Raw genomic sequence first — 25989 nt, forward strand, 5'->3', positions numbered from 1 at the left:
CCGGCGGTCCCTGACCGCCGGCCCCCGGTGCCCGTTCAGGTCACGGACCCCCGCCGACCAGGTGGTCGACGAAGGAGCGGTAGTCGCGCAGGGCCAGCCGCAAGGACTCGGTGTCCGATCCGTCGCCGTCGCTCCACGCGGAGCGGAGCGCGGATCTGCGCGCCCCGAGCTCGGCGACCACGGCGTCGGCGACCTCCTCCGCCAGCGCGTCGGCGTCGCGCACGGCTCCCCGGGGGTCGTCGACGAATCCGCCCTGCGCCTCCTTCCAGCGGTCCCGTACCTCGCCCGGCTCCAAGCCGCGCGGCCCGAGACGCCACGCCCCGGGGGCACTGCCGGGAGCGGCGCGGTCCTGCCCGGCGGGTGCGGGTTCGGGTTCGGGCGCGGTCACGGGGGAGACCGAGGGGGTGGGGGAGGGCTCCGGGTCGGTCACCTGTGCGTCGACCGTCACGACCCGTGCGGTCTCCGGATCCGCCTGGCCGCCCGGGCCCGCGTCCACCGGACGGGGCTCCTCGCGCACCGCCTCCGCGCCGGGACCCGCCACGTGTGCGGTTCCCGCGTGCGCGCCGCTCCGCCGCCTCTGCTCGGGGGCCTTGCCGCCCGCGGGACGCGGTTCCCCGGCCGTCCCGGGCTCCTGCCGCCCGCGGGGTCCGCTGCGGCCCTGTGCCCGCGGGGTCCGACGGACCCCGCGCTTGTCCTGGTCCTGCTCCGTCCGTCCGGCGGTGTCGTCGTGATCGCTCACCGGTCCGCCTCCGTTTCGGTCTCACTGCGCGTTCGTTCCATCACGGTCCTGTCCGACCTCGCGGCCCTGTCCGACCTCGCGGTCGGCGCCGTGCCGGGGGTCTCGGGCAGCCCGCCCAACAGTGCCTCCACCAGGCCGCGGTGGGCCACGAGCTCCTCGCGCAGACCCTCGGTGTCGCCCGGGTCCGTGGCGGGGCGGTCGGCGCCGCGCACGCGGTGGAACTCGGCCACCGCGGCCGGGTGGTCCACCGACAGGTCCGCGGCGCTCCGCTCGAAGCCGCCGTCGTCGGAGGACGTGCGGCCGGCGTAGCCGAGATCGGCCATGATCCCCTCCACCAGCCCGCGGGCGTTCCGCACGGCGGTGACGGGATCGTCCACGAATTCCTGCTGCACCGCGGCCCACGTGCCGGCGTGCGCCTCGCGCTCGCGGTCGGTGAGCCTGCGGAGCCTCATGCCCTCGCGGCGGCTGAGCCGCTCGGACAGGTCCCGCTCTGCGGCAGCCCTGTCGCCGTGGGCCTCCACGGCGCGCTCGTACTCGGCGCCGAAGCGCTTTCTGAGCCGGGCGGTGCGCCGAGCCGGTAGAAGGGAGGAGCGCGCGACGAGCGCGACTCCTGCGGCGACGATGACGACCGCCGCGATGACGATGATGACAACGGTTCCGGTCTCCACGGGGGGTACCTCCTGTCGTCTGGTCGTGTTGCCCTGCCCGGATGATTCACCCCAAAACGCGCGCCGGGGCCGGTCGGTCACTCGCCGCAGGTGAGAGCTCCGCAAGCGCCGGAAACGGCTGTGGACCGGCGCTCCGTGACGTCCGGAGAACCGGACACAGGCCTCCTGCACCCCGTGCGGCACACACGCCCACCCATGGCGCGGGAGGCCCGAGGACGACGAACGCCACCCGGTCCCGGGCCGCTGCCCGCATCCCGTGTCGGGACGGGGGCGACACCCGCCCGTCCAGGCGTGCGTGGGGACCGCGCCGTCGCGGGCCCCCGCCTCGACGGAGGCCCGCACCGGTCGGGGGAGCCCCGGCCCCCGACCGGGCGAACCGCCCGTCACCGGTCAGGGCCGGGCGTCCAGGAGTTCGTCACCGAGCCAGTCCCGCGGTCCGCCCCGGTCGAGGCGCCGCAGGAAGGACAGGACGCCGGAGGCCCCCGTCGCCCAGCCGCCGCCCGGCTCGCGGGTGTGGTCCAGGAGGACCGGGGCCTCCGGCGTCCCGGCCGAGCGCACCAGGACCAGCCCCGCGACGTCGAGGGCCGCGTCCCGGGGGGCCGACCCGCCCGTGAGGTCGGCGGTGTCGAGCAGGAACTCCCCGACCCCCGCGAGCCCGCAGCACTGGCAGGCGACCTGCATCTTCGGGGCGTGGGCGCGGCAGCGCGCCGCGGCGGTCGCCGCCAGTTCGGTGTAGCGCGGCTCGTCCCACACCGCGCCGGCCCGGAGCAGGACGCCGCCGATCCCGGTGAGCCCCTGACAGAAGGAGGCGACCATGGGCCGGGCCTCGGGCGCGGCGGCCGCCGCGACCAGTCCGGGCACGAGCCCGGCCAGCACGTCCAGGCAGGCCGCGGCCTCCGCCCCCGCGTCCGTGTCCCCGGCGGCGGCCTCCAGGCACAGGAGGAAGTGGGCGACGCCCGCCACGCCGTGCGAGAACCCCAGACGCGTCGTCACCTCGTCGTGGTCGCGGGGGTCGGGCGGGGACGAGCGCAGCCCCTCCGCGGGGGACGGGGCGACGAGCCGCTCCGCGCAGCTTCGGGCCAGAGCGAGGCGGGAGTCGTCCCCGCAGAGCCTCCACAACTGCAGTTGGGCGAGCCCGATCCCCGCGAGCCCGGAGGAGTGGTCGGTCCCGGTGACCGACTCCGGAGCGGTACGCGCCAGACCCCGCACCGCCTCGAACAGGACCGGCTCGTCCAGCTCCCGGGCGGCCGTGGCCAGGAACAGGGCGGTGCCCGCCTCCCCGTCCTGGAGACCGGGCAGCTGCCGGCGCAGCGCGAGGAAACCCGTGGTCCAGTGCGCGAGGGCGCGTGCCAGGCCCAGGGACTCGGGGTCCCCCTGGCGCAGCAGCTCCATGCCCACACCGGCCGATCCCCGGTACAGGTTGGTGGGGCTGGGCCGTCCTCCGGGCGATCCGCCGCGCCCGGCCAGCAGGTCGCGGGCCACTCCCCGGGTCTGCTCCAGGGCGTTCGCGACCAGGGAGGGCAGGGAGGCGCGGGTGACCGTGTAGCGCGGATCGGCGCGGAGCGGCGGGTGGTCCGCGCCCGAGCGGAGCAGGTCGGCCGCCGCCCTGCGCTCGGCGGGGTCGGGGGACATCAGGCCCGGCACCGCGCGGGCGCAGGGAGGGACGCCGCCCTCCAGGGCGGCCAGCGCGGTGCGTGCGCGCCCGTCGTCGGGGACGGCCGCCGTGGAGCGGGCGGCCGGGTCGATGCCGGTGACCGCGTACAGCAGCGTGGCCCCCAGCGAGTAGAGGTCGTCCTCCGCGCAGGCGGGTTCGCCGAGCTCCTGGGCGGGCGAGGAGTAGCCCGGGGTCCAGCCGTGGACCTGGTCCCCTTCGAGGTGGCTGATCTCGAAGTCCACCAGGAAGGGGGTGCCGTCGGCGGCGAGGACGATGTTCTTGGGCGCCAGGTCGCGGACGAGCACGCCGCGCCCGTGGACGGCGTCGAGCAGCCCGAGCAGGTCGCGGCCCAGGCGTGCGAGGTCGCGTCCGGCCGTGGTGTACGTGCCGTTCTCCGCGACGTCGGTGCGCAGGTCGCGGGGGCCCACGTCCGTGGTCACGAGGAACTCGTCGGCGCCGTGCCGGAAGTGGTCCACCACGCGGGGGACGCCGGCGACGTCCTCCAGGCGGCGCAGCACGGCGGCCTCGCCGCGCAGCCGGTGGCGCGCGTCGCGGGAACCGTCGGCTTCCTCGCCCGTGTACGCGCGGCGCTCCTTGACGACCACCCCCGTCCCCGACTCCCGGTCGGTGCCGCGGTAGACGCCGCCGACGGCGGTGTGGGCGATCGCCCCCGGCACCAGGAAACGCCCGCCGAGCAGGACCGGCCCCGGGTCGCCCCCGGCGGGGGCGGGCGGCCGTCCCGTGAACGGGTCGGGCAGCCAGTCCGGTGCCTGGTAGCGCCCGTCCGCGGCGCCGGGGCGCTCGCGCCCCTCGCCGTCGTGGAGGACCAGCTGGAAGTCGCCGTTGCCGTCGATGCCGTAGGCCCCGGCGAACGGCGCGTAGCGGTAGTGGACCGGTGAGTCCGGGCGCAGCCTGCGGTCGCTGGGGATGTTCGGCCCCTCCATGCCGACCAGCTCGGCGGCGAGCTTCTCCGCCAGGTCCGCGAAGTCGTCCGGGCGGGTGTAGACGGTGACGCCCTTGCCGACCGCGCCGGGGCGGTTGTGATGGGAGTTGAGCTCGCGCATGACCTCCGTGGTGCGCGCGAACTTGAAGCGGCACGGCGTGCGCAGCAGCAGGGGGAGCACGCGGTCGACCGTGGCCAGGAGGGTGACCGGGCGGGCGGACACGTGGATCTTCCACCCCTGGGGCGGCAGGTCGAGGCCGGGGAGCGCCACGTCCGTCCAGGGGCCGTAGTCGGAGACCACGCGCCCCGCGGCCACGGCCCGATCCCTCATCCCGACCGTGCACGTGCGCGTGCCGGCGTACTCCCGCACCCTGGTCTCCCTCATGTCGTCGGTGGCGAAGACGGGGCGGCCGGCCGAGCGGCCGACCGCCCCGTCGCTGAAGCGGTCAGGTCACGGGGTGACCTCGCCGCCCAGCAGGGTGAAGGGACCCCGAACCCGGGTCTGCTGACAAGCGGTGCCGTCCACCCCGGGCGGCAGCGCTCCCTCGTGGCGCAGGTGGAGGAGGGCGATCGTTCCGTGGCGGCCCGTGTCGGAGGGGCCGGCGCTCGTGCTCATGGCTCCTCGAAGGGGTCGTCGCGGTCGATTCGGGCTGTCGGCAGTGCCCGTGCGGGCCCTGATCGGGCTAGAGCGAGTAGCCGTCGCAACGGATGGTGAAGCCGGAGACGCAGGTGTTCCTGCACTCCAGGTTGAGGCGCTCGGAGGCGAGCTCGGTCTCGGCCCCGAGGGAGATCAGAGCGGTCGTGTCAAGCGATCCGGCGTCGCGGGGGAATTCCTGTGCGGACATGTGTCCTCCAGATCTAGAAACTCTTTGTTAATGGCCGACTACCTTGGGTAGTCTTGCCAGGAGTATTGATCCCCCTCCCCCCATTGCGAAAACGCCGGGGAGTCGGGACAACCCGACCTGGCCCCCAGGGCGGATGGTTTTGCCCCCATGAGGAGCGAATTGGAACCAGGAACACAGGCCGAAGTTCCGATCGAAGTGCCATCCCCAAAAACAGCGGAAGTTCGGCCCGAATCCCCTTCACCGGCGGCGATCAGGACCGAGGCGCTGGTCAAGACCTACCCGGGCGTCGAAGCCGTCCGCGGCCTGGATCTGCTCGTGCACCCCGGGGAGATCTTCGGTTTCCTGGGGCCCAACGGGGCGGGCAAGTCCACCACCATCTCGATGCTCTGCGCCCTCACCCGGCCCACCAGCGGAGAGCTGTGGGTGGCCGGCCACGACGTCCGCACCTCCCCGGCCGCCGTGCGGCGGTCCATCGGCGTGGTCTTCCAGGGCTCCACCCTGGACGACAAGCTGACGGTCGAGGAGAACCTGGCCATCCACGCCGCCCTCTACGGCGTTCCCCGGCGCCAGGTGCACGAGCGCGTCGTGTCGATGCTGAGCCTGGCCGACCTGCTCGACCGGCGGCGCAGCCTGGTCCGCACGCTCTCCGGCGGGATGAAGCGCCGACTGGAGATCGCCCGCGGCCTGCTGCACCGGCCCCACGTGCTCTTCCTGGACGAGCCCACGGTCGGCCTCGACCCGCACAGCCGGGCCGAGGTCTGGCGGCACGTGCACCGGATGAGGCACGAGTCGGGGGCCACCGTCCTGCTCACCACCCACCAGCTGTCCGAGGCGGACAACTGCGACCGGCTGGCCATCCTGGACCACGGGCGGGTCGTGGCCCTCGGCACCCCGGGCGAACTGCGCTCGCGGATCGGCCGCGACCGCATCAGGCTGGTCACCTCCGATCCCGAGGAGTGCTCCCGGCGACTCGCCGAGTCCCTGGGGCTGAGCCCTTCGGCGGAGGACGGAGCCGTGGTGGTGAGGGTCGAGGACGGCGCGGCCGTGCTCCCGGCGGTCATGGCCGCCCTCGGCGGGTCCGTCACCTCGGTGTCCCTGGTCCGGCCGACCCTCGACGACGTGTTCCTGCACTACACGGGCCGCAGCATCGGCTCGGAGCCCGAAGGGGGGACCGCCGCGTGAGCGTCGCACCGACCACTCCGCCGGCCGCACGGCTGGGCGCCGAGGGGCGCGCGGTGGCCGCGGTGTGGAAGCGCGAGATGATCACGTTCCGGCGTGAGCGCCTGCACCTGGTGGTCAGCCTGCTCCAACCCCTGCTGATCCTCGTCGCCCTGGGGGTGGGGCTGGGGACGGTGGTCCCCGAGGACGGCTCCGGCCTCGGCTACGTGACGTTCCTCTTCCCCGGCGTCCTGGTGATGGCGATCCAGCCGCCGGCGTTCGCCACCGGCGCCTCCATCCTGTGGGACCGCGAGTTCGGCTTCCTGCGGGAGATGCTGGTCGCGCCCGTGCGCCGGGAGTCACTGCTGCTGGGCAAGGTACTGGCGGGCACCACCATCGCCACGTGCCACGGCGGGATCCTGCTCGTCTTCGCCGGGGCCGCGGGAGTGCCCTACGACGCGGCCCTCTTCGCCGGGTTCGTCGCGGTGCTCGCGCTGGCCTCGTTCGCGATGACCGGCCTCGGGGCGCTGCTCGCGGTCTGGGTGCCCAGCCCCAAGAGCTTCCAGGCCGCCACCGGCCTGCTCCTGGGGCCCCTGGTGTTCCTGTCGGGGGCGTTCTTCCCGCTCAGCGGGTTGCCGTCCTGGCTCGCCGCGCTCACCGCCCTCAACCCCCTGACGTACGCGGTCGACGCGGCCAGGCGCACCCTCGTCGCCCGCCTGCCCGCCGACTCCGCCGGCGGCATGTTCCAGGGGCTGGAGCTGTGGGGGGTGCCGTTGCCGGTGTCCGTGGAGCTGACGGTGCTGACGGTCTTCGGCACGGTGTTCCTGCTGGCGGCGGCACGGCGCTTCGCCCGCCCCGACTAGGGCGGCGCCGGAAGGGCGCGGCCCGCGCCACACCGGGTCCGGTCCCGTCGGGGTACAGAGGGTCCGCCGTGCCCGGCGGCCCGCCGAGGGGCCCACCGGAAGGGCCGAGCGCGTCGCGCACCCGCCCGACCGGACCGCGGCCGGGGGACGCGTTCGACGCCGGGGAAGCCGGGGCGGGGGGTGGCACGTGTGGGGCACGTAGCGGGCACGCGGCCCGTACAGACCCCTGGAAACGCGAGAGGCCAGGTCACCGGAAATCCGGTCTGACCTGGCCTCTTGCTGTGTGGAGCGGATGACGGGAATCGAACCCGCGCTATCAGCTTGGGAAGCCGAGAACCCTGCTGGTGGCTGACCTCGCACTTCATCTACCTGCGCGGATGCGTCCCGTCTCCCCGTGACTCCCCGTGGTTCCCCGGTGTTGCCCGCCCCGTGTGGCACGTGTGTGGCACGGCAACGACTACGAGTAGAAGTGGTCCCAGTAGCCATCCAGGCTCACGTTGAAGCTCTCCGGATGGTTCAGGCGCAGGTGTTCGAAGCGTTCGCCGAGGGCCACGATGGTCTCGTGGATGGTGAGGGGGCCGAAGTCCTCCCGGAGGGCGTGTGCTGCTTGGATGCGGCGGCCGTCGAAGAGCAGTTGGTCGACACGGTCCCACTCTTCGGGCACGGTCACTCCCTGGTGTTCGGTCAGTACGGGGTATCTCCTCGGGCGGGTGTCCGGTGCGCTCACCCTGGACACCACCACAGCGCCATCCGGGGTGGGGCACCACGGTTATGGTCCCGCGCGGGTTCTGGCGCGATCGGCCGGTACTCCCGCACGTCCTGTGTCGCGCCAGGTTCCGTGTGGGTTCGGGGGGTCCAGGGGGCGCGAGCCCCTTGGTACCACCAGTCCCTGAACAGCACTAATACAACGCGGTCAATGGTGCTGTCGATTGATTACGGGGAAATCGCAACCGTTCGTCGTGGGAGCACGTCAAGCTAGCAACAGAACGACCGGTGGTCGCGCTCGGGACCGGGCGGCAGCCCGCAGCCCGAGCGCAAGCCACTCGGCCGCCGCGACGGCGCTCGCGCCGTCGCCTTGATCCCATACAGCCCAACTCGGCAGAGATTATGGACATGGCAGAAGATACCAACAGGTCGGCTAGCTCGACAATTGCAGGCTATAGGTACCAATTCGATCTCACGATCTTGGAAATCCTGTCAGCTGATTCTTCTGAGATTCTGACAATAGAAGGCGTGGAAGATGTAGATAAGTCTGGATTCGGTGGTTCGTCTCTCGTTCAATGTAAGTATCTTTCCTCTCAGAAGTACTCTTTGGCAGGTCTTCGGTCTTCATTAATTCCAATGTTGGATTCGTTTGAACGGGGCCTGCGGTCGAATTATATCGTGCATGCGCATTTTGGTAAAGAGACTTCCCAAGTCCCGAGATCTCTGACAGTTGATGAGCTGAAGACTAGCTTGACGGAGCATCAAAAAAAGACTGGGAATACAATCCTTCACTTTGGGAAATATAAGAATTCCACTTTGGAGGATTTCGTGAAATTCCTTTCCATAAAAGGGGGGAAAAGTATGGAAGAACAGAAAAAAGAGGTATTGACCGGGCTGACCTCAGCGATGGAGTGCAGTCGAGAGGAGGCTGTTGGTCTCCACTATGGGAACGCACTCACCTTCGTTGCAGAAAAAGCCTGTCAGAAGGATGTTTCTTCTCGCAGGGTCACTAGAGAACAGCTTCTGAATCACCTTAATAGGAAACCTCTTCTCTACACCATCTGGCATAGAGAAGTTACGTCCATAGAAAATTTTGTCAAGGCAACTGCCCGTAGATTGCGTGCTACCAGGCTCCTTCTACCTAAAAAAAATCGCGTTCTGTACCTAGAGGAGCCTTTGACCGCCAGTCAGGATTCTTTTCTTGATACTGCTGGTTTGATTACTTTTCTGGCACTTGATGATTATGGAGAAGGTCAGCTTTATACGGCTCGACCTTGGACGGTTGTTGTCCGATCCTCCAGTCATTGGTACATGAACCTCAAAAGAGATCTACTAGGAAAGGGGGTTGCTTATTATGACGGGTATGAGGATGTTCTTTTCAATCCGCAGCTATTCCATCGAATGCCTGTCCAAGTCAGGTTTAAACGCGGAGATGCTATCGAAAAAACTTCATACGACATTCGCTTGGTGAATGAAGAGAGTTTCGGTAAGTATCTTAAAGAAGGATTTGAAGTCGATACTATTTTGAGTACAGTACAGGCTGTAGATATGGTTCCGAATAGCGACGCAACGATGGTCCATATTCCGGGGCTCGATGCTGAGAAAATCGTAAGTCTGATTGCGAGAGTTTAATGACTAATATAACGTCAGTTGCCAAGGTCGTCAGTGTATCGCCCGATGCTATCAATATCGAGATATATGCCACTCAGGATTACGAAGATCTTCCAGAACAACTGGAAATCGGTAGCTACGTAAAGATCCATGACGACAGCGGGTCTACCTTGATCGCAATCGTTCAAAGTTACCGAGTTAAAGACGATCTTCACATGGGGGGAGAGTATGGCGAAGCTACTCCGAGATTCATTGTAGAGACGCAGCCAGTAGGTCATATGGATGAAGGAAAATTTAGGCGAGGGGGAAAGAAAATAGCCATCCCTCCGCAACATATCGAGATTGCTTCTGCGGAAGTATTGAGCGAAATCTATGCCTCCGTAGAACCAGAAAAGCGATTCAGTTTTGGAAGTCTAGCTCAAAATAACGGTGTTCGAGCTGTGCTGGATGGAGATAAATTTTTTGCAAAACACATAGGAGTGGTTGGATCAACCGGTTCGGGTAAATCTTGCACGGTCGCTCGAATCCTACAAAGCGGTTCAGAATCATCTCCCGATCAAAAGCATCGTGGCGTCCTCAACAATTCACATATCATCATATTTGACCTTCATGGAGAGTACGCTTCTGCATTCCCTGATGCTTCTGTGATCAGTTCGTCGAATTTGCATCTTCCATGCTGGATGATGAACTCGGAAGAACTGGAAGAAATGTTTATTGAGAGCAATGAGCACAATTCTCACAATCAGGTTTCGCAATTCAGAAATGCAGTGATTTCTAATAAAGTTAAGCATGCTCAGGATGGGTCTGGCTCAAAAATTACTTATGACTCCCCGAGCTATTTTAGTATGCGAGAGGTGGTGAATTACCTCGATAACTTGAATCGTGAGGTGATCAGTAAACTTCCGGGTGAAGACCTTCCTAAGCTGGCTGATGATACTCTTGTTTCTGATCGGTCTCAGGTCTATTTTTCTAAGTGGCATGCCTTCGTTGACGCAAGTCAAAAAGTGGACAGAAGGGCTAGCAATGGCCCCTTTTTTGGGGAGTTTAGCAGGTTTCTGATGCGTATAAACTCCAAGATGAGCGATCGAAGGCTTAGTTTTCTTCTCTCTCCCAAAAAGGACGACGGTGGTGAATATCTGACTCATGACATGGCATCAATTTTGGGCCAGTTTATGGGGTATGGAAAAAAGAAATCAAATGTCACCATTTTGGATCTGAGTGGGATCCCGTTCGAAGTCCTCAGTGTTGTAGTGTCTCTGATTAGTCGACTCGTATTCAATTTTAGCTTCCATTTCCGCAAGGTGGGAAGGCTGGCTGTCCGCGAACTTCCATTCTTGCTGGTTTATGAAGAGGCTCATAACTACGTACCACAGGGGTCGAGTGCTAAGTATAATTCAGTCAAAAGGGCTATCGAAAGGATAGCTAAGGAGGGGAGAAAGTATGGTGTTTCGTTGATGATCGTTAGTCAGAGGCCCTCGGAAATTTCTGAGACAGTATTTTCTCAATGTAATAACTTCGTTGCCATGCGTCTGACAAATCCTATTGATCAAAACTATGTCAAGCGACTCATTCCAGATAGCCTTAGTGCAATCACGGACTCCCTGCCATCACTGGAACAGCAGGAAGCTATCGTGATTGGTGACTCTGTGAATCTTCCTACGATATTGAAGGTCGATCAGGTCATCAATAGGCCGGACTCGCAAGATATTAATTTCCATACAGAATGGAAAGAAGACTGGCTGGAGGTGGCCATGGATGATATTGTCAAGCGTTGGCAACAATGGTGAAATCTAAATATTTAGAAATCTGCTGATTTCATCGAAAGATCATGTCCATTGTTGGAATGGTCTAATTTTGCTCTTGTGTCGCTACCGTTCGATGGTCGGTTCTAAATTTTTCCTCTTGTGTGGGGTGTGAAATGGGGTCCTGATTGTTTTCTCCTGGCAACTATCTACTGCGCAGAGGTCAGCCGTACGCCGTCATGACTGCGAACGCGGGGCGCGTTGAAGTCAAGGGCATCAATCAGCCGCGCCGCGTAGACCTCGGACATACGCTCTGGCACTTGGTGATGTGTGATCCACTGCACAGCCACGGATTCGGAGGTTGGGAGTGGCTCGCCTCCGGTCGGTGTGCAGCGGAAGACTAGGGCGACGATTCCGCGGGACATGTTCTTGTAGACGCCCGTGAGCTGGCCCACCTCGACGTGGATGCCGGTCTCCTCCAAGACCTCGCGGGCAACCCCTTCCTGCGGGGTCTCGTCCAACTCCAGGACTCCGCCCGGTGGTTCCCAGTTGCCGTTGTCCCTGCGCTTGATCACCAACATCCGCCCGTCGTCGCGGATGACGGCTCCCGCTACGGACACGGAGTGTAGCGGCGTTGAATGAACTTGGCTTGTGTCGTCGTCCATTGCCTTGTTCCCCAGGTGTTCGGGGTCACGAAAACAGGTGCGTCTAGAGCGCGTCTTTTGCTCTCTCCAAAGCAAGGCCCCATGGGAAGCGGTCAACCACACTCGATCCGGCTCCGGCATCGTGTGGTACGAACGCATTTTGGCCCACCAACACAGGTACCCGTTCAGTTCGCAGCTTCTCGACGCTCATCTTGAACGGTGCGCGACTGGCGTAGGCGGAGTTCACGAAGGGGAGGATCACTGTCGGAACTTCGAGGCCGATGGCTTCGTTCACCACGTCCAAGACATAGTTGTCGGCAATGCCGTTGGCCAACTTGTTGATCGTGTTGAACGTGGCTGGCGCGATGATAATGGCATCGGCCTGGGGAGAACGTGGATCTCCCGGTGCACGGTGCTGGCTTCGCACCGGTCTGCCGGTCTGCTTCTCCAACGCCTCGACGTCGATGAAGCTCATCGCCGCCGGCGTAGCCATGACCTGAACGGTCCAACCCTCCTCTTGGGCCAAGCCCACGAGGGTGCCGACTTCGGAAGCTGGCCCGGCTGCGCACACCACCACATAGAGGGTTTTCTGTTCACTCACTTAGTCAGGCACCGACCCTTTCCGCGAGTTCGCTGACGTTGCCGTACAGATGCCCGCTCGCCCGGGTGCGGATGTCGCTGATCAGCTGGTGGACGACTGGCCGGGCGGTTAGCTCCTCGCTCGCCATGTCCTCCGCGCTGCGGAGTGCCTGGTAGGCGTGCTCGGTCTTGCCCCACTGCTGGTAGGCGCGGGCCGCATCGATGAAGAGCGTGACCTTGCGTTCCATGATGTCGATGTTGTCCAACCGCACCTGGCGTGCGTAGTCGATGGCGCTGCCAGCGTCACCCAGCTCGACGGCCGCGCTCACCCGGTGCAGCAGGACGTTGGTCGGGCCGAAAGCGGTCCACTGGTAGTTGAAATCACCGCCGAGACGTTCGCCTGCCGCTCCGGCTTCGTCAAGCAGACTGAGTGCCTGGCCACGGTTCTCGCGCTTGGCTGCCGAGACCGCACCGCTCAACAGAAGGGCCCCGTACACCGATAGGGATTCCGGGGTGGGCTCGTCCATGGCACTGTCCACCCGCTCGGCAGTGCTCGTTGCCAGTTCCGTCGCAGCTTTGTAGTGGCGCTCCCGCATCAGAGCGCGGGTGAACGCCCTGGCGCTCGCACCCACCACCGCGGGGCTCTCGCTGTCCTCTGCCGCGCGCATACTTCGGTCCGCTGCGAGGTAGGACAACCCACGCTCTTCACACTTGAGCAGCAGGCTCGCCGCCACGTGGTACGCCTCCGCCCTGAGCGCATGCACCTGGATGAGGCAATCGCCCTCCATACCAGTTACCGCGTCGTCCAGGCCGCGCAGCAGTTCGGGCAGTCGCTTGGCGACCGCCGTGTAGTGGCACGCCTGGTATCCGGCCTTGGCCGCGTGTGTCCGCTTGGTGAGCTCACTGAGGCTCGTCGCCGGGGCCGTGGTTGCCCTGCCGCCTCCTGCGTACCGAGTCAGTGCTGCGGCGATCTCGTCCATGTCCAACACTGAACCGGTGGTGGCCTGGAACAGGGCAGTTCCGGCCAGTCCAACGAATTGGCGTCGCCGCACTTTCGCATCCTCCCCGGGACCTGGGCTCCTCGGCGCGGGCAGGCTCGACGCTGCTGAGTGTTCCGCGCTCTCGGGTTCAGTGAACGTGCCCGGGTTCCTCGGTGCAAGGCCGAACTGCATCCGCGAGCGGTCGGGCATGCCCAACCCGTCAGCGATCCGCTCGTACACCTCGAAGGCTGTGACGGTCTTACGGCCGTTCAGAACCTCGCTCACCCGACCTTGTGACAGGCCGGTTGCCGCCGAGATGGCCATCTGACTCGCACCGCCGTACTGGCGCGCGAACTGGAGAAGCGCCTGGACATCGCGCTTTCTCAGGAAGTCCGCTGTGTGCTCCCGTTCCCATGCCCACGACGGGATGGTGATCCGGCTCGCCGGATGTCCAGACATCGTGACTCCTCGGCGCTGCGCGTGCGGGGGACGGCCAGTATCCCTCCTTGCCATCCCGATGAGGAATGGGTTTGGAGAATCCGGATCGCGATTGTTGAACCCATGGACAGCAGCAGCGCAACCACCCGCAGGTCATGTCGCGGACGGGGCTGGAAGTCCGTCCGCCCTCGTCGCCTGGTCGTCGTGCGGACCTCCTCCGACACGGCACCTGCTAGGCGCACCGCGATGTGTCCCTTCTGCAAGGGGACCGGCAGGGACTCCACCATGGCGTCCCTGTCCGCTGGCAGCGGCCTCGCCTGCTGATCCTTGACACGACAGACCCCCGCGACGCGGTGGAAGGCGTCCGGGGGCGCGGCCAACCTGAGAAAGCAGGCTGACGTGAGCGACCTTATCGCCCGGATTCGGGCTCTGGTGACTCTGATAGGACCGAAACGACGCGGCAGGCACCACCGGACCGGTCCCCAGCCGTTCCACCTGCCCAATCCCGCGCAGGTGGAGGTGTGGCCGGCGCCCGAACCCATCGTGATGGACGGCGACGACCCCCGCGCCTACTGCCTCCAGCGCGGCCCTTACCTCGACTGGGAGCGTCGGCGTATCGCTCGTCGGGCTGAACGGGACCAGCGCGGTATCAACCTCCTGGTGCAGATCGCGCGTTCCACTCCCGCGTTCGACGGCATGGACGAGTTGCGCGACCTGGTGCGCACGGCCATCGCCATCGGGGCGGTGCGGACATGAACACCGACGCATCCGGTGCGATAGCGGACCGCGAGACGCTGACCGCGTGGGCCCGTGAACACGGTGTGCGGGTGCGGGTGGCGTGTGAGGACTGGGAGTCCATCACCTACGAAGCCGTCTCCCCCGGCCCGGACGGGACGGCCGTTGTGCAGCGGTACCGGTGCGCTCTGCCCCCGGATGTGGTTCTGCGGCGCCTGCGTCTGACCTACGTCGTCGGCCTGTGCCACGAGACGGGCAGCGGGGAGTGCAACCACGTCCGCCGCGTCGTGCCCCCGGTGCTCTCGGCCGCGGACGAGGCGGCCCGCCATGACGCAGGGCTTGTGGCTGCCGCGCTGGTGGAGGCCGAACGCCGGGCGGTGTGCGGGGCCACGGTGGACAACCTCACCGTCTACACAGTGCAGCACGCCCAGGGCTGGCGGCCCTTCTAACGGCTCTTCTCAGACTCCCGCGTGCCCTGATGTCTTTCGAGACCACGGGGCCCAGGACGCGTGGGACCCTCCGCTGGCTAGACGCTGGCGGTGCGCTACTTCGGGGAACGACGAAGGCCGGTGGCTCGGTCCATGTGCGATAAATGTGCGATGGACCGGGCGACCGGCCTTCTCTGTCTCTCCCGCAAGCTGCTGACCTGGGGAAGCTGCGGAGGGTATGGGATTTGAACCCATGAAGCCCCGTCAAGGACTTGGTGCTTTTCAAGAGCACTGCACTCGGCCGCTATGCGAACCCTCCAGGGAGAAGTGACTCTCCGCCAGACATGGTAGCCCACCGGGGCGCGCAGGCTCGCGGTGAGATCCGGGTACACCCTCCCCGTGCCGTTCCTTCGCGGCGGAGGGTGGCACTTAAGGGTTACTGGCAAGTAACATCGATCTCATGGCAAACATGAACGCCGAAACGGCGGAGATGGTCAAGTCCGGCTTCCTGGCTTCGGTGCCCTTCGCCCGGACCCTCGGCGTCACCTTCACCGACCTGGACTTCGGACGCGCCGTCATGCGCCTCCCCGACAACGCAGACCACCACAACCACGTCGGCGGCCCCCACGCCGGTGCCATGTTCACGCTGGCCGAGTCCGCCTCCGGGGCCATCGTCATCGGTACCTTCGGTGACCAGCTGGAGCGCGCCGTCCCCCTCGCCGTCAGCGCCGAGATCCGCTACCTCAAGCTCGCCATGGGCGACGTGACCGCCGAGGCGACCCTGGGCCGCCCCCGCGAGGAGGTCGTCGCGGAGCTGGACGAGGGGAAGCGCCCCGAGTTCCCCGTGGAGATCGAGCTCCGCACCGACGACGGAACCGTCACCGGACGCATGACCGTGGTCTGGACGCTGCGCCCCCACCGCAAGTAGCGCCTTCCCGGCCGCGCCGACTTCTGCGCCGCCTTCCCCGGCACCGTCCCGCAGCCGCCACGTCCGTCGCCGGAGCGCACGCGCACACGGCCGCCCCGTTCCGGGCCCTGGTCGGGCCATCCCTTCCGTCCGGTCCGACCAGGGTCTTCTCCGTTCGGCCACTCCTCGGAGCTGGGGCCGGTCGCTTGTCGGTGCCCCTGGGTAGGTTGACCTTGTACGACACCTATGAGGGGGCCGACCTGTGAAACTGCGAGTGGATCGCGACGCGTTCGCCGAGGCGGTCGCCTGGACCGCACGGGCACTTCCCACCCGCCCGGCGGTGCCCGTGCTCGCGGGTATCCGGATGGAGGTCTCCGCGGACGGTTCGTCGCTGCACCTGTCCGGGTTCGACTACGAGGTCTCCACGCGCGCGTCCGTGGAGGTGCTCTCCGAGGAGTCCGGGGCCGCCCTGGTCCCGGGCCGGCTCCTCGCCGAGATCGTGCGCAACCTGCCCCCGGGGTCGGTGCACATCGACACCGACGGCGCCAAGCTGCGGGTCGTCGGCGGCGCCGCCCGCTTCACCCTCATCACCATGCCCCTGGAGGACTACCCCTCCCTGCCGGGCATGCCCGGCCTGATCGGCTCCGTGCCCGCCGACGCCTTCGCCACCGCCGTGCGCCAGGTGGCCCCGGCGGCGAGCCGGGACGACACGCTCCCCATGCTCACGGGCGCCTACCTCGACTTCCGGTGCGACTCCCTCAGCGTGGTCGCGACCGACCGCTACCGCATCGCCGTGCGCGACCTGTGGTGGAACCCCGCGGACCAGGGCGTGGCGGTGGCCGCCCTGGTACCGGCGCGCACCCTGTACGACACCGTGCGCGGGCTGATCACCCGCTCCAACGTGGACATCGCCCTGTCCGCGCCCGGCCCGGGCGCCGGCCTGTCGCCGGGCGAGGGCATGATCGGGTTCGAGAACGGCGAGCGCCGCACCACCACCAGGCTGATCGACAGCGAGTTCGTCAAGTACGCGTCGTGGTTCCCGCAGGAGTTCTCGGCCCGTGCCGAGGTGGCCGTCGGCCCCCTGGCGGAGGCGGTCAAGCGGGTGGCCCTGGTCGCGGACCGCAACACCCCGCTGCGGCTGGCGTTCACCGAGGGCGAGGTCGTCCTGGAGGCGGGGTCCGGCGACGACGCCCAGGCGGTGGAGGCGATCGAGGTGTCCTACGAGGGGGAGCCGCTGCGCATGGCCTTCCGGCCCGACTACCTGATGGACGGTCTGACGGGTGTGGAGACCGACACCGCCTACCTCAACTTCACCGAGCAGACGAAACCCGCCGTGTTCACCGACGTTCCCGCGAAGGAGGGCGAGAGCCCGTCCTTCCGCTATCTGGTTCAGCCGTTGCGGGTGTCCTGAACAGGGCTTCGGGTCTTTTCCCGTTCCGTTCGCGCGTTATCCACAGAGTTATCCACAGGAAGGTGGCCTTCCTGTGGATAACCCGGGGTAATTGCCCACAGGGAACACCCGAACCACCCCCGGTGGACTCTCGCATTTCCGCTGCGACATGCGAAAACATCAACGAGGGCGGTTCTGTGCACAGCCTGTGGACAACGTACTGCGGAGGGTTCTATTCGCCCTCTGCCAGCGTGGACGTCCCTCCACTGCTCACCGGAGTGTCCAGACCGAGTTCGGCCTGGCGCCCCCTTCTGTAGCCCGCGCGGTAGCCCGCCGCACTGTGCGTCCGCTCCGGCCGGTGTTTGCGCAACTGGGGGAACTGCTTCTGGAACTCCTCGCGCACGCGGTTCACGTCGTTGAGCAGCACCAGTTCGGCCCCGCGCGCGGCGTCGACGCTCTCCACGGAGCCGTCGGGGCCCTCGGAGCCTTCCGGGCCGGCGGCCATTCTCTGCAACCGGGCCCGGAAGTCGCGAATGCGTTCGGCGACCGCCCGGCCGTAGGCGCGCACGAACGACCGGTAGTAGCGCTTGCGCTCCGTCTCCAGTTCCGACCGCGTGTAGTTGCGCAGTTCGCGGATGTCCGTCACATGCGACGAGCTCATGAATTTCGCCGACGACTCCATCTGCATGGAGATCGACGGCATCAGCATCCGCAGCGCGTCCAGCGCGCTCACCGTCCCGACGAGGATGATGACGCGGTCGGTGTTCTCGGAGTTGTTTCCTCTGACCGCCGATTGGCAGCCGTAGGCGGCGGCGATGTCGGCCAGTGCCCGGACCCGGGCCTTGCCGTGGCCGCCCACTCCCGAAACGGTGTAGTCCATGCGGCTGATCGCGTCCGGTTCCTCGCCCCTCTCGGCGCGGGCCTCGGCCTCCGCGATCGCGTGGCGGGTCATCAGCTCGGCGGCCTTGGCGGTGAACGCCTGGCTCTCGGCATCAGTAACCGAGGGGTCCTCCGCCATGCGGAGGAGCCCTCGGACCCGCTCGACCATTTTCTGACGAGCAGCTTCAGTCATCGGCGCCCGGTTGTCTCCCGTCGGTGAGTGTCCAGTTCCCGCCACCGGCGGGAAACACCGAGCCTAGGCGTTCTTGTTCCCAACCACCATCGCGATGAGCCCGACGGTGACCCAGATCGCGGCCGCGACGAGCAACCCGCCGAACAGTGCCCCGAACAGTCCGGCGATCGGAGCGGCCAGGATCCCGGACGCGTAGCTGACGATCGCGTACCCCGCACCGCCGACGGCAGCGGGCACGGCGGCGTATCGGAACGGGTAGGTGGCCGCGTAGCGCCTGCCCCTGCGGTCGGCCTTCTTGCGCATGACGCCGCCCACGCCGCCGATCAGGGCGAAGAAGATCACTGCGGCGGTCAGCCCGGACGTGAGGGCGCCGGCGCCCAGGTTCAGCAGGAAGAAGAGGGCTCCACCGGCCGCGCCCCCCAGGACCGAGGTGGTCCAGGGCCAGATCATCGTCGCCGAGGCGACGGGAGTGAATGCGTTACCGCGCTCCAGCGTCATGTCCACTGCTCCAGTCGAATCGCGTGACGACCGCTCTTCGACGGGCCGTCCGCTCCAGCATGCAACCTCGGGGCTCCACGCACATCAGGGCCCGTCCCTGACTTACCCCCGAGTCCGCGTTCCGGCACATCGCCGGGGTCGCTGTCACGCGGGTCTCCCACGGGGAGCCCTCTCCGTGACAACGATCAGCCGGTCGCGGAAGTGCCCGGCCCGCCGGAGTTCCCGTTGGAGGACGCGGACAGGTCGGCGGACAGCAGGGGCCAGGCGGTGCGGAACGCGGGCAGCAGGGGAAGCGTCTCCAGGCGGTCCACCGGGACCCAGCGCACCTCCTTGCTCTCGGCGTTCCCCGGCCGGAACGGCGCCATCTCCGCGACCCTGGCCAGGAACGTGTCGTAGCGCCACACCTGGAGGTCCTGCTCGTGGACGCCGAGGAGGGTGTACTCCCCGAGGTCGCCGGCGATCTCCTCGCGGAACTCCCGGACGGCGGCCTCCAGGGGCGTCTCGTCCCTGTTCCTGGCCCCTCCGGGGATGCCCCAGGTCCCGCCCATGTGCGTCCACCCGGCTCGGTGCTGGAGCAGCACGTGGCCGGTTCCGGCCATGTCGAAGGAGTGCAGCAGCAGGCCCGCCGCGCCGTAGACCCCCCACCGTCGGGACCCGTCGGGCAGGTCGACCCAGCCGTTTCCGTCGCCCTCCAGCATCACGTCCTCCAAGTTCGCGCCCTTTCCGGTCCACGGGTCACGTCCATCTTCCCGTTGACAACGATCGAACACGAACGATCATGCCCGCTATCCCCGGAACCTGTGACCCGCCCGACGGCCTCCGCGGCGATCCTGCCGGTGTGTGTCCGACCCGGTGCGTCGCAACGGGCGCACCCGGTTCGCGGGGGCTCAGGGGTTGCGCCGGCTCGGACACGGTGATGGGTGGGGGCGACGACCGACAGTGCCCCCGAAACAGCCGAAAAGGGTGACTGTCGGCGTCGGCATACCGGGGTCATTCGACGCTGTCGGGGCGTGGCATCGCCTTCTGTGTAAGGATTTTCGTGTCGACGCGGTCATTTGTGCGGAGGTGGGGCCGGAGTTGCGTTGTGTGGGTTTTGCGGATGTCCTGTCGGAGGCGTGGAATGTGTGCCGTGGAGGGTTGTCGCCTGTCCGTTCGCGCGAGCGGGAGAGTCTCCACCTGCCGCGATGGCGGGTGCGGAGGCTCCGGCTTTCGCTGACCGTCCGCAATTGGCCAATCACTGGCGATGAAGAGGTGAGGGGGAGTAAGAGTGGACGGCGCGCGAACAACGGCCGACGTCACACCGATTCCGGCGCTGTAAGAAGACTGAAAGCGTGATGGAAGAGGATCTCTCTAGTGTGGAACTCGTTCGACGCGACAGGTTTCCATGAGAGGACGGCTCGTGGTTTCCGATCAGCGCGACGTTCGTTGGACACATGCCACCCGTGGTGTGTTCTGAGGCGGGACTCGCCGCGGGTGGCCGGTCCGCCGGAGGGCGGTGAGTCCGTTTGATGCTTCACAGACGACGTAGGGCCACGTTGCGGCTCTACGCGAGTGCGGTGAGACGAGGAGTGCGTGTGCCGAAGATGTTGACCGTGGACGAGCGGTTCGAGGCGATCATCGCCGACGTGACTCCTCAGGCGAAGATGAATCCGCTCCGCGAGCCGGACCCCGAGAAGGCGGCCCCGGTCGAGCAGAAGCCTGTCGAGACCGCTCCCGAGCAGGAGAAGCCCAGCCAGGACAAGTAACTCCCGGCAGGGTCGTCCAGCGGTCACTCCGAGTACCTGAGTGGAGGGGGGTACTCGGAGCCGTTGGTATGTCCGCATTCCGCCTTTCTGCAATGTTGCTTGCTAGGGTTGCTGCTTGTGGAATTCGGCGTGCTCGGCCCCATCACCGTCTGGTCCGGAGGCCGACCGATATCGGTCGGTGGTCCGCGCCAGCGCTGTGTACTGGGAGCATTGCTGGTCCACCTGGGGCGTGAGGTCACCGTCGACCAGCTGATCGGCTACCTGTGGAGTGACGACCCGCCGCGCACCGCGCGCTCGGTCATCCAGGTCCAGATCTCCCATCTCCGTCGCATCCTCCCCGACAGCATCGCCACCACCTCGGGCGGCTACGCCCTGGACGTGGACCCCGACGCGGTCGACCTGCACCGGTTCCGAGGCCTCCGCGACGCCGCGGCCAGGGCCGAGCCGGAGGCGAGGGCCGACCTGCTCGACCGGGCGCTGGCGTGCTGGCGCGGAGTCCCCTTCTCCGGGGTCGGCTCCGAGTACCTCGACTACTCCGTGGTCGCTCCCCTGCGGGAGGAGCGCTGGTCGGCCGTCGTCGGCTGGGCCACCTGCGTCCTCGGACTGGGCCGCCACGCGGAGGTGGTGTCCCGCCTGACACCCCTGGTCAGCGAGGAACCGTTCCGCGAGCGGCTGCACCACCTGCTCATCACCGCTCTGTGGCGGGACAACGAGCGGGCCAGGGCGCTCGCCGTCTACGAGGAGTTCCGCTCCCGGCTCGCCGACGAGCTGGGGGTCGACCCGGGCACCGAGCTCACCGCCCTCCACGGCAGGATCCTCCAGGAGGACGTCGACCGGGAGGAGGGGGCGAGCGGGACGCCGACGGAATCCGGGTTTCGTTACCTGGTCCGCAACGACCTCCCCCGCGACCTCCCCGACTTCACGGGGCGCCAGGAACCCCTGCGCCAGTTGGAGGACATGGCCGTCTCCGACGACGGGAGGGCCAAGGTCTGCGTCATCACCGGCGCCGGCGGCGAGGGGAAGACCACCACCGCCGTCCGTTTCGGTTACGAGGCCGCGAAACGTTATTCCGACGGCCAGCTGTTCCTCGACCTGTACGGCTACACCTCGAACAAGGAGCCCCTCGACCCCTCCTCGGCCCTCGGCGCCCTTCTGCGCGCCGTCGGTGTCGAACCCGAGGCGGTGCCCGAGTCGCTCGACGAGCGGTCCGCGCTCTGGCGGGCGACCCTCATGGGCCGTAAGGCGCTGCTCATCCTGGACAACGCGGCGAGCTACGCTCAGGTCAGCCCCCTGCTGCTCTCCTCTCCCGGGGCACTCACGCTGATCACGACCCGCAACGAGCTCTCCGGTCTCAGCGGTGCGCGGTTCCTCTCCCTCGGTATGTTCGACGAGGAGTCGTCCCTGGAGCTCTTCGGGCGCATCCTGGGCGAGGACCGTGTCCGGCGCGAGCCCGACCAGGCCCGGGAGATCATCCGCATCTGCGGCGGGCTGCCCCTGGCGCTCAGGGTCATCGCCGGCCGGATGCTCAGCAGGCCGAAGTGGTCCTTCGTGCACGTGGCCAGGCGGCTGGGAGAGCAGAACCGAAAGTTCCGCGAGCTCCAGGTCGAGGGCCAGAGCGTCGAGGCCGCCATCGACCTCTCCTACCAGAGCCTCAACCCGGGGCAGCGCCGCGCCTTCCTCACCCTCGGCCTCATGATCGGGAGCACCATCGACCTGGCCGGGGCGTCCGCGCTCCTGGACATGACGATGGAGGACGCCGACGACACCCTCCAGGAGCTCGTCGGGATGTGCCTGCTCGACGAGCCGCAGGGCGACGTCTACCGGATGCACGACCTGATCAGGGAGTTCGCCCTGGACAGGGCGACCGCGGAATTCGAGGCGGACAGGGCCGACCGGTCGAGGGCCCGCCTCGCGGAGTACTACCTGGTGACCGCGCAGCACGCGGCGGCCCTCCTGGGCCCGCGCGTCCAGGACGCGGCCGAGGACGAGCGCCCCGGCTACCGCACCGACCTCGACGGGAGGGAGGACGCCGAGGGATGGTTCTCCCTCCACCAGGAGAACCTCGCCGACACCATCGAGTACTTCGCCTCCAAGGACAACGAGGACCGCGCCTGGAGGATGGCCGAGGCCGTGTGGCGCTTCTACGCCCTCCACGGCGAGATGGGCCTGCTGGTCAGCTCGCACGAGCGCGCGCTCCAGATCAACAACAAGCAGGGCAACCAGCGCGGTCGCGCCGTGACCCTCATCGGTCTGGGGATCGCCCACTACATCTCCGGCCGCTTCGAGGACGCGTTGGCGTACCTCTCCGAGGCGCACGACCTGCTGGAGTCGGTGGGGGACGGCAGGGGCATCATCCGCGCCCTGGGAAACCTCGGCATGGTCTACGAGCGGATGGGTCGCTTCGCCGACTCGGCGGCGGCCATCCAGGGGGTGCTGGACTACGCCGTGGAGCTCGGCAACAACAGGATCGAGGCCCTGCAGTGGGGGAACCTGGCCGTGCTGCGCCAGACCCTGGGGGAGCACCGGGAAGCGATCCGCTGCGCCGAGCAGGCGATCCTCAAATCGGTGGAGGAGGACCAGGCCGAGACGAAGGTGCTGGCCAAACGCGTGATGGGGGAAGCCCGGGTCGCACTGGGCGAACTGGGCATCGCCTTCCGGGACCTCAACGAGGCGCTCGAACTCTCCCTCCGGCTGCGGCTGGTCGGCCACCAGATCTTCGTCCGCAACTCCCTCGGCCTGGCGTACCGCGCGGCGGAGTGCTGGGACGAGGCGATCGGGGCGCACACGGAGGCGCTGACCCTCGCGGAGAAGTCGGGAGACCACAGCGGCGACGCCGAGATCCTCCACGACCTGGGCGTCACCTACGCGGTCGCGGGACGGTTCGAGGAGGCCGCTGTCGAACTGGAGAAGTCACGGGCCGTCGCCGTCGAGCGGAACGAGAACCACACGCTCGCCCGCGCCGCCCTCGCCCTGGGCGGGCTGGCCGCTCCCGCGGTGCCCGCAGACCGGGCCCACGAGCTCCTCAGGGAGGCCGAGGGGATCTTCACGGAGCTGGGGCTGGACGGGGCCGACCGGGCCAGGGAGGCCCTCGCGGCCCTCCCCGAACCCCTCAGCTGACAGGGCGTCCGGATCCCCGGGTGCGGCGCGGCTTCAGCCACCCGCCGTTGCGGCGCATGGACCACAGGGACAGGGTGACGGGCAGGAACCGCACCGGACGGGGCACCTTCGGATACACCGCACGGGTCACCCGCACGACCCGGTCGAAGCGGCGCTGCCGCGCGTCCGACCACGGGATGCCGAACTGCTCGCGCAGGTCCGGGGGGAGTAGACCGCCCGTCAGCAGGAGCTGCGCCCTCATCAGCGGACGCAGCGGCAGGGAGGCGGGGTGGAAGAGCTCCCGGACGATCCTCCGGGCCTCCTCCCCCACGCGGAGGCCGCGCATGCTCCTCTCCCAGTAGGCGTCGAACTCCTCCGGGGAGGCGGGCCACTCCTCCTCCGGCAGGCCCAGGGCGGTGGCGAACACCGACGCCTCGCGCAGGAAGACGGCGCGCTCCTCCGCGCCGGGCTCGCCGAAGACCATCGCGTTCAGGCGTGCCGACGAGTGGGCGAGGGTCGCGGCCACCCACAGCAGCAGGTCGTGGTCGAGCGCCCGGTAGCCGGGGCCGGTCACCTTCCGGTGCATGGCCCGCACGATGGCGTGCAGGCGCCGCTGCTCCTCCTCGGTCCCGTAGATCGTGCCGTACACGAAGTAGAGGGTGCCGGTCAGGCGGGCGAACGGCCGGGACGCGAAGTCGCTGTGGTCGTGGACCCCCTGGGCGACGCTGGGATGGGCGATCTGGAGCAGGACGGCGTAACCCGCGCCGCCGAGCGCGCACGCCTCGCCTCCGGACCTGCGCAGGGGTGATGCATCGGACGGTCGGCGCATGTCTGGGATGGTACGACAACGGGCCGCCGCCCGCGGAACGGGCGCGCCCTCGCGTGTCCGCGGCGCGCCGGGGACGGGGGAGGGGCCGTGTACTGGCGCACACGACCCCCATCGCATGCTCGCACGGATCAGGGGCTGAGGACGCGGAACACTCCGGGCCTGGTCAGTGCGTCGGTGTTGTCCACGAACTGGTCGATCGCGCCCACCGGCGGCCGAGCGGCCAGCTCCGGGTCCTCGACCCGCGCCATCAGGGCGCGGGTGAACCGCGCGGCGTCCAGCACCGGCCAGGGGCGCTCGTGGAACGGCCGGGGCCGGGTGTCGAGCCGCTCGGCGAGGCCCGTCCGGTTCTGCCGCTCGCCGACCACGGCGCAGGCGTCGGCGAGGGCCCCGGGCTCCGCGTCCAGCGCCCTGGCCAGAAGCGGGGTCAGCGTCCCCGCTTCGGGGAGCCGGGCGAACGCGCTGCCCAGCCACTTCGAGTACGGCGGGTAGATCCGGGACAACAGGAGGGCCAGCCGCATGAGGTCGCGGACCAGGCGTGCGGCGACCACCCGCGCGCCCAGGCCGTCGCCGACCTCGGCGCAGCGCCCGACGAACGCCTCCTCCTGGGAGACGCGCTGCCACTGGCAGGCCAGCACGTACCGCCACACGTCGTCCGGATACCAGCCCAGAGCACGGCGGGACCGTGTGAGGTCGCCGGCGGAGTCGTGGAAGACGGCACCGCCCACCATTCCGGCCAACTGCTGTGTGGGGGTGGCGAGCCAGTCGGCGGTGGCCACCCCCGGACGGGGGTCGAAGCCCAGACGATCGGTGAACCAGGCGCCGAGGTCGGCCACCTCCACGCGGTGGCGGCCGTCGGGGGCGTCGGCGTCCGGACGCCACGTCTCGGGAGGGCCGCTGCCGGCGGCGAACCTGACGGGCCATCCGCGCACCCGCCCGTGCAGGTGTTCGTCGAGCAGTTCGAGAACCCGGGCCCGATCGTCGGAGTCGGCGACGAAGAGCTGGAGGCGCGGACCCCAGCCGTGGTCGGTGGAGCGCTCCGTGTCCAGGCCGAGGACCTCCGATCCGGAGCCGATCAGCGCGGCGGCGTGGGGAAGCCCGGGGTGCGCGGTGCGGAGCAGTGGGGCGACCGCGTCCGTGTACAGGGCGCGGGACAGGTCGAGACCGGGGAGGAACTCTGGCGGCATGCGGGTGAGCCTAGAACGGTGCTCGCGGAGCGGCCACGGGGTTTTCCGCCCGGTCGGGGGGAGTGAACGGGTGGGCGGGTACGGGGTCCCGCAAGGCGGGGTAAGGGAAATATGTCTTCGAGGTTAGGTGCGGTCTCAGTCCTCCCACCTGGGGGATTGGTCTAGCGGTGGAGGGGCAGACCACGGACCAATTCTGTTAAGTGTCTTTCCAGTTCATGGGTCGCGCGATGCGGAAGCGACGGCAGTACCAGTGTGGGAACAGACCAAATGGGCGGTCGTGCCGGTGCGGCTGGAACGCGGTACCCCCTCGCAACAGGAGTCTTGACGTCCAGTTACGGGGTGCTTACCGTCTTCCGCAACGGGTGGAAAGGACATTCCGGGGACGCCCGGAGTCTCCGGGACAGTGCTGTCCGACGTTCGTGGGGGAATATCCGAGCCCTCGCGGACGCCCTCCACCCGCCTGGACCGGAAACGGTCCGGGTCACCCCCGCTACGAGACCCGACCGCGCCGCAGGGCCGGAAGGGCATCGTGACCC

At 67.6% G+C, this 25989-nt stretch carries 24 protein-coding genes and 1 tRNA gene; 10 read left to right on the top strand and 15 right to left on the bottom strand.

Annotated features, from left to right (window positions below; translation table 11 throughout):
• Positions 1-40 precede the first annotated feature (40 nt).
• The 5 genes from Q8791_RS21110 to Q8791_RS21130 form a co-directional block, all read right to left on the bottom strand.
• Positions 41-739 (bottom strand): hypothetical protein, encoded by a 699-nt coding sequence (locus Q8791_RS21110; RefSeq protein WP_330093491.1) that lies wholly within the window; start codon positions 737-739, stop codon positions 41-43.
• Entirely contained in the window at positions 736-1407 is a 672-nt protein-coding gene (locus tag Q8791_RS21115; RefSeq protein WP_330093492.1) for a hypothetical protein, read from the bottom strand. The genes Q8791_RS21110 and Q8791_RS21115 overlap by 4 nt, the downstream gene beginning before the upstream one ends.
• A gap of 390 nt (positions 1408-1797) precedes the next feature.
• Positions 1798-4389, bottom strand: coding sequence for a class IV lanthionine synthetase LanL (lanL, locus tag Q8791_RS21120; RefSeq protein WP_330093493.1), 2592 nt, complete (start codon positions 4387-4389; stop codon positions 1798-1800).
• A gap of 66 nt (positions 4390-4455) precedes the next feature.
• Positions 4456-4620, bottom strand: coding sequence for a hypothetical protein (locus Q8791_RS21125; RefSeq protein WP_330093494.1), 165 nt, complete (start codon positions 4618-4620; stop codon positions 4456-4458).
• 67 nt (positions 4621-4687) lie between these two features.
• Positions 4688-4849 carry a cinnamycin family lantibiotic gene (locus Q8791_RS21130; protein WP_330093495.1) on the bottom strand — a complete coding sequence of 54 codons (162 nt, stop codon included), beginning with the start codon at positions 4847-4849 and terminating at the stop codon, positions 4688-4690.
• 159 nt (positions 4850-5008) lie between these two features.
• Here Q8791_RS21130 and Q8791_RS21135 point away from each other — a divergent pair, with 159 nt between their 5' ends.
• On the top strand, positions 5009-6031 hold the full coding sequence (locus Q8791_RS21135) for an ABC transporter ATP-binding protein (protein ID WP_330093496.1): 1023 nt from the start codon (positions 5009-5011) through the stop codon (positions 6029-6031).
• Complete coding sequence (locus Q8791_RS21140; protein ID WP_330093497.1) at positions 6028-6870, top strand: ABC transporter permease; 843 nt, start codon at positions 6028-6030, stop codon at positions 6868-6870. The genes Q8791_RS21135 and Q8791_RS21140 overlap by 4 nt, the downstream gene beginning before the upstream one ends.
• Positions 6871-7327: 457 nt before the next feature.
• On the opposite strand, the gene Q8791_RS21145 is transcribed toward Q8791_RS21140, so the two are convergent.
• A complete protein-coding gene (locus Q8791_RS21145; protein ID WP_330093498.1) occupies positions 7328-7534 on the bottom strand; it encodes a hypothetical protein in 207 nt (68 codons plus the stop codon).
• Positions 7535-7983: 449 nt separating this feature from the next.
• Here Q8791_RS21145 and Q8791_RS21150 point away from each other — a divergent pair, with 449 nt between their 5' ends.
• Together Q8791_RS21150 and Q8791_RS21155 are read left to right on the top strand one after the other, a co-directional pair.
• Positions 7984-9207, top strand: coding sequence for a hypothetical protein (locus Q8791_RS21150; RefSeq protein ID WP_330093499.1), 1224 nt, complete (start codon positions 7984-7986; stop codon positions 9205-9207).
• Positions 9207-10973, top strand: a complete 1767-nt coding sequence (locus tag Q8791_RS21155) for an ATP-binding protein (protein WP_330093500.1) — start codon at positions 9207-9209, stop codon at positions 10971-10973. Before Q8791_RS21150 ends, Q8791_RS21155 begins: the two co-directional genes overlap by 1 nt.
• A gap of 164 nt (positions 10974-11137) precedes the next feature.
• Here Q8791_RS21155 and Q8791_RS21160 read toward each other — a convergent pair whose 3' ends face one another.
• From Q8791_RS21160 to Q8791_RS21170, 3 genes are read right to left on the bottom strand one after another with little or no spacing between them, the layout of a single operon-like run.
• On the bottom strand, positions 11138-11593 hold the full coding sequence (locus Q8791_RS21160) for an NUDIX hydrolase (protein ID WP_330093501.1): 456 nt from the start codon (positions 11591-11593) through the stop codon (positions 11138-11140).
• A gap of 43 nt (positions 11594-11636) precedes the next feature.
• Complete coding sequence (locus Q8791_RS21165; protein ID WP_330093502.1) at positions 11637-12173, bottom strand: flavoprotein; 537 nt, start codon at positions 12171-12173, stop codon at positions 11637-11639.
• A gap of 4 nt (positions 12174-12177) precedes the next feature.
• Positions 12178-13590, bottom strand: a complete 1413-nt coding sequence (locus Q8791_RS21170; protein WP_330093503.1) for a helix-turn-helix domain-containing protein — start codon at positions 13588-13590, stop codon at positions 12178-12180.
• Between the two features lie 378 nt (positions 13591-13968).
• On the opposite strand from Q8791_RS21170, the gene Q8791_RS21175 reads away from it, so the two are divergent.
• Complete coding sequence (locus tag Q8791_RS21175; protein ID WP_330093504.1) at positions 13969-14325, top strand: hypothetical protein; 357 nt, start codon at positions 13969-13971, stop codon at positions 14323-14325.
• Positions 14322-14753, top strand: coding sequence for a hypothetical protein (locus Q8791_RS21180; protein ID WP_330093505.1), 432 nt, complete (start codon positions 14322-14324; stop codon positions 14751-14753). Before Q8791_RS21175 ends, Q8791_RS21180 begins: the two co-directional genes overlap by 4 nt.
• Positions 14754-14962: 209 nt before the next feature.
• Here Q8791_RS21180 and Q8791_RS21185 read toward each other — a convergent pair.
• Positions 14963-15051: transfer RNA gene (locus tag Q8791_RS21185), tRNA-Ser, on the bottom strand.
• Positions 15052-15201: 150 nt separating this feature from the next.
• On the opposite strand from Q8791_RS21185, the gene Q8791_RS21190 reads away from it, so the two are divergent.
• Both Q8791_RS21190 and dnaN read left to right on the top strand, forming a co-directional pair.
• Positions 15202-15660 (top strand): DUF4442 domain-containing protein, encoded by a 459-nt coding sequence (locus Q8791_RS21190; RefSeq protein ID WP_330093546.1) that lies wholly within the window; start codon positions 15202-15204, stop codon positions 15658-15660.
• Positions 15661-15913: 253 nt separating this feature from the next.
• Positions 15914-17050, top strand: coding sequence for a DNA polymerase III subunit beta (dnaN, locus tag Q8791_RS21195; RefSeq protein WP_330093547.1), 1137 nt, complete (start codon positions 15914-15916; stop codon positions 17048-17050).
• A gap of 211 nt (positions 17051-17261) precedes the next feature.
• Here the strand turns inward: dnaN and Q8791_RS21200 are convergent, their stop codons facing one another.
• The 3 genes from Q8791_RS21200 to Q8791_RS21210 all read right to left on the bottom strand — a co-directional run bounded on the left by Q8791_RS21200 (position 17262) and on the right by Q8791_RS21210 (position 19297).
• A complete protein-coding gene (locus Q8791_RS21200; RefSeq protein ID WP_330093548.1) occupies positions 17262-18077 on the bottom strand; it encodes a DUF2786 domain-containing protein in 816 nt (271 codons plus the stop codon).
• Between the two features lie 87 nt (positions 18078-18164).
• Entirely contained in the window at positions 18165-18599 is a 435-nt protein-coding gene (locus tag Q8791_RS21205; RefSeq protein ID WP_330093506.1) for a hypothetical protein, read from the bottom strand.
• A 185-nt stretch (positions 18600-18784) separates the two neighbouring features.
• Positions 18785-19297, bottom strand: a complete 513-nt coding sequence (locus tag Q8791_RS21210) for an NUDIX hydrolase (protein WP_330093549.1) — start codon at positions 19295-19297, stop codon at positions 18785-18787.
• Between the two features lie 876 nt (positions 19298-20173).
• Here Q8791_RS21210 and Q8791_RS21215 point away from each other — a divergent pair.
• Together Q8791_RS21215 and Q8791_RS21220 are read left to right on the top strand one after the other, a co-directional pair.
• Positions 20174-20344 carry a hypothetical protein gene (locus Q8791_RS21215; RefSeq protein WP_330093507.1) on the top strand — a complete coding sequence of 57 codons (171 nt, stop codon included), beginning with the start codon at positions 20174-20176 and terminating at the stop codon, positions 20342-20344.
• A 117-nt stretch (positions 20345-20461) separates the two neighbouring features.
• Positions 20462-23461 carry an AfsR/SARP family transcriptional regulator gene (locus Q8791_RS21220; protein WP_330093550.1) on the top strand — a complete coding sequence of 1000 codons (3000 nt, stop codon included), beginning with the start codon at positions 20462-20464 and terminating at the stop codon, positions 23459-23461.
• On the opposite strand, the gene Q8791_RS21225 is transcribed toward Q8791_RS21220, so the two are convergent.
• The gene (locus Q8791_RS21225) at positions 23454-24269 is read right to left on the bottom strand and encodes an oxygenase MpaB family protein (protein ID WP_330093508.1); all 816 of its coding nucleotides are present in this window, start codon (positions 24267-24269) and stop codon (positions 23454-23456) included. The genes Q8791_RS21220 and Q8791_RS21225 overlap by 8 nt on opposite strands.
• A gap of 128 nt (positions 24270-24397) precedes the next feature.
• Positions 24398-25453 carry a DUF4037 domain-containing protein gene (locus Q8791_RS21230; RefSeq protein ID WP_330093509.1) on the bottom strand — a complete coding sequence of 352 codons (1056 nt, stop codon included), beginning with the start codon at positions 25451-25453 and terminating at the stop codon, positions 24398-24400.
• Positions 25454-25989 lie beyond the last annotated feature (536 nt).

This window comes from Nocardiopsis codii, assembly GCF_036327455.1.
GTDB classification, from domain to species: domain Bacteria; phylum Actinomycetota; class Actinomycetes; order Streptosporangiales; family Streptosporangiaceae; genus Nocardiopsis; species Nocardiopsis codii.

What these genes read in the sequence shown, in the direction of transcription:
- lanL (WP_330093493.1), bottom strand. Translation starts at nt 4,389, where the DNA reads ATGAGGGAGACCAGGGTGCGGGAGTACGCCGGCACGCGCACGTGCACG.
- Q8791_RS21125 (WP_330093494.1), bottom strand. Translation starts at nt 4,620, where the DNA reads ATGAGCACGAGCGCCGGCCCCTCCGACACGGGCCGCCACGGAACGATC.
- Q8791_RS21130 (WP_330093495.1), bottom strand. Translation starts at nt 4,849, where the DNA reads ATGTCCGCACAGGAATTCCCCCGCGACGCCGGATCGCTTGACACGACC.
- Q8791_RS21150 (WP_330093499.1), top strand. Translation starts at nt 7,984, where the DNA reads ATGGCAGAAGATACCAACAGGTCGGCTAGCTCGACAATTGCAGGCTAT.
- Q8791_RS21155 (WP_330093500.1), top strand. Translation starts at nt 9,207, where the DNA reads ATGACTAATATAACGTCAGTTGCCAAGGTCGTCAGTGTATCGCCCGAT.
- Q8791_RS21160 (WP_330093501.1), bottom strand. Translation starts at nt 11,593, where the DNA reads ATGGACGACGACACAAGCCAAGTTCATTCAACGCCGCTACACTCCGTG.
- Q8791_RS21170 (WP_330093503.1), bottom strand. Translation starts at nt 13,590, where the DNA reads ATGTCTGGACATCCGGCGAGCCGGATCACCATCCCGTCGTGGGCATGG.
- Q8791_RS21180 (WP_330093505.1), top strand. Translation starts at nt 14,322, where the DNA reads ATGAACACCGACGCATCCGGTGCGATAGCGGACCGCGAGACGCTGACC.
- Q8791_RS21190 (WP_330093546.1), top strand. Translation starts at nt 15,202, where the DNA reads ATGAACGCCGAAACGGCGGAGATGGTCAAGTCCGGCTTCCTGGCTTCG.
- Q8791_RS21200 (WP_330093548.1), bottom strand. Translation starts at nt 18,077, where the DNA reads ATGGTCGAGCGGGTCCGAGGGCTCCTCCGCATGGCGGAGGACCCCTCG.
- Q8791_RS21205 (WP_330093506.1), bottom strand. Translation starts at nt 18,599, where the DNA reads ATGACGCTGGAGCGCGGTAACGCATTCACTCCCGTCGCCTCGGCGACG.
- Q8791_RS21210 (WP_330093549.1), bottom strand. Translation starts at nt 19,297, where the DNA reads ATGCTGGAGGGCGACGGAAACGGCTGGGTCGACCTGCCCGACGGGTCC.
- Q8791_RS21225 (WP_330093508.1), bottom strand. Translation starts at nt 24,269, where the DNA reads ATGCGCCGACCGTCCGATGCATCACCCCTGCGCAGGTCCGGAGGCGAG.
- Q8791_RS21230 (WP_330093509.1), bottom strand. Translation starts at nt 25,453, where the DNA reads ATGCCGCCAGAGTTCCTCCCCGGTCTCGACCTGTCCCGCGCCCTGTAC.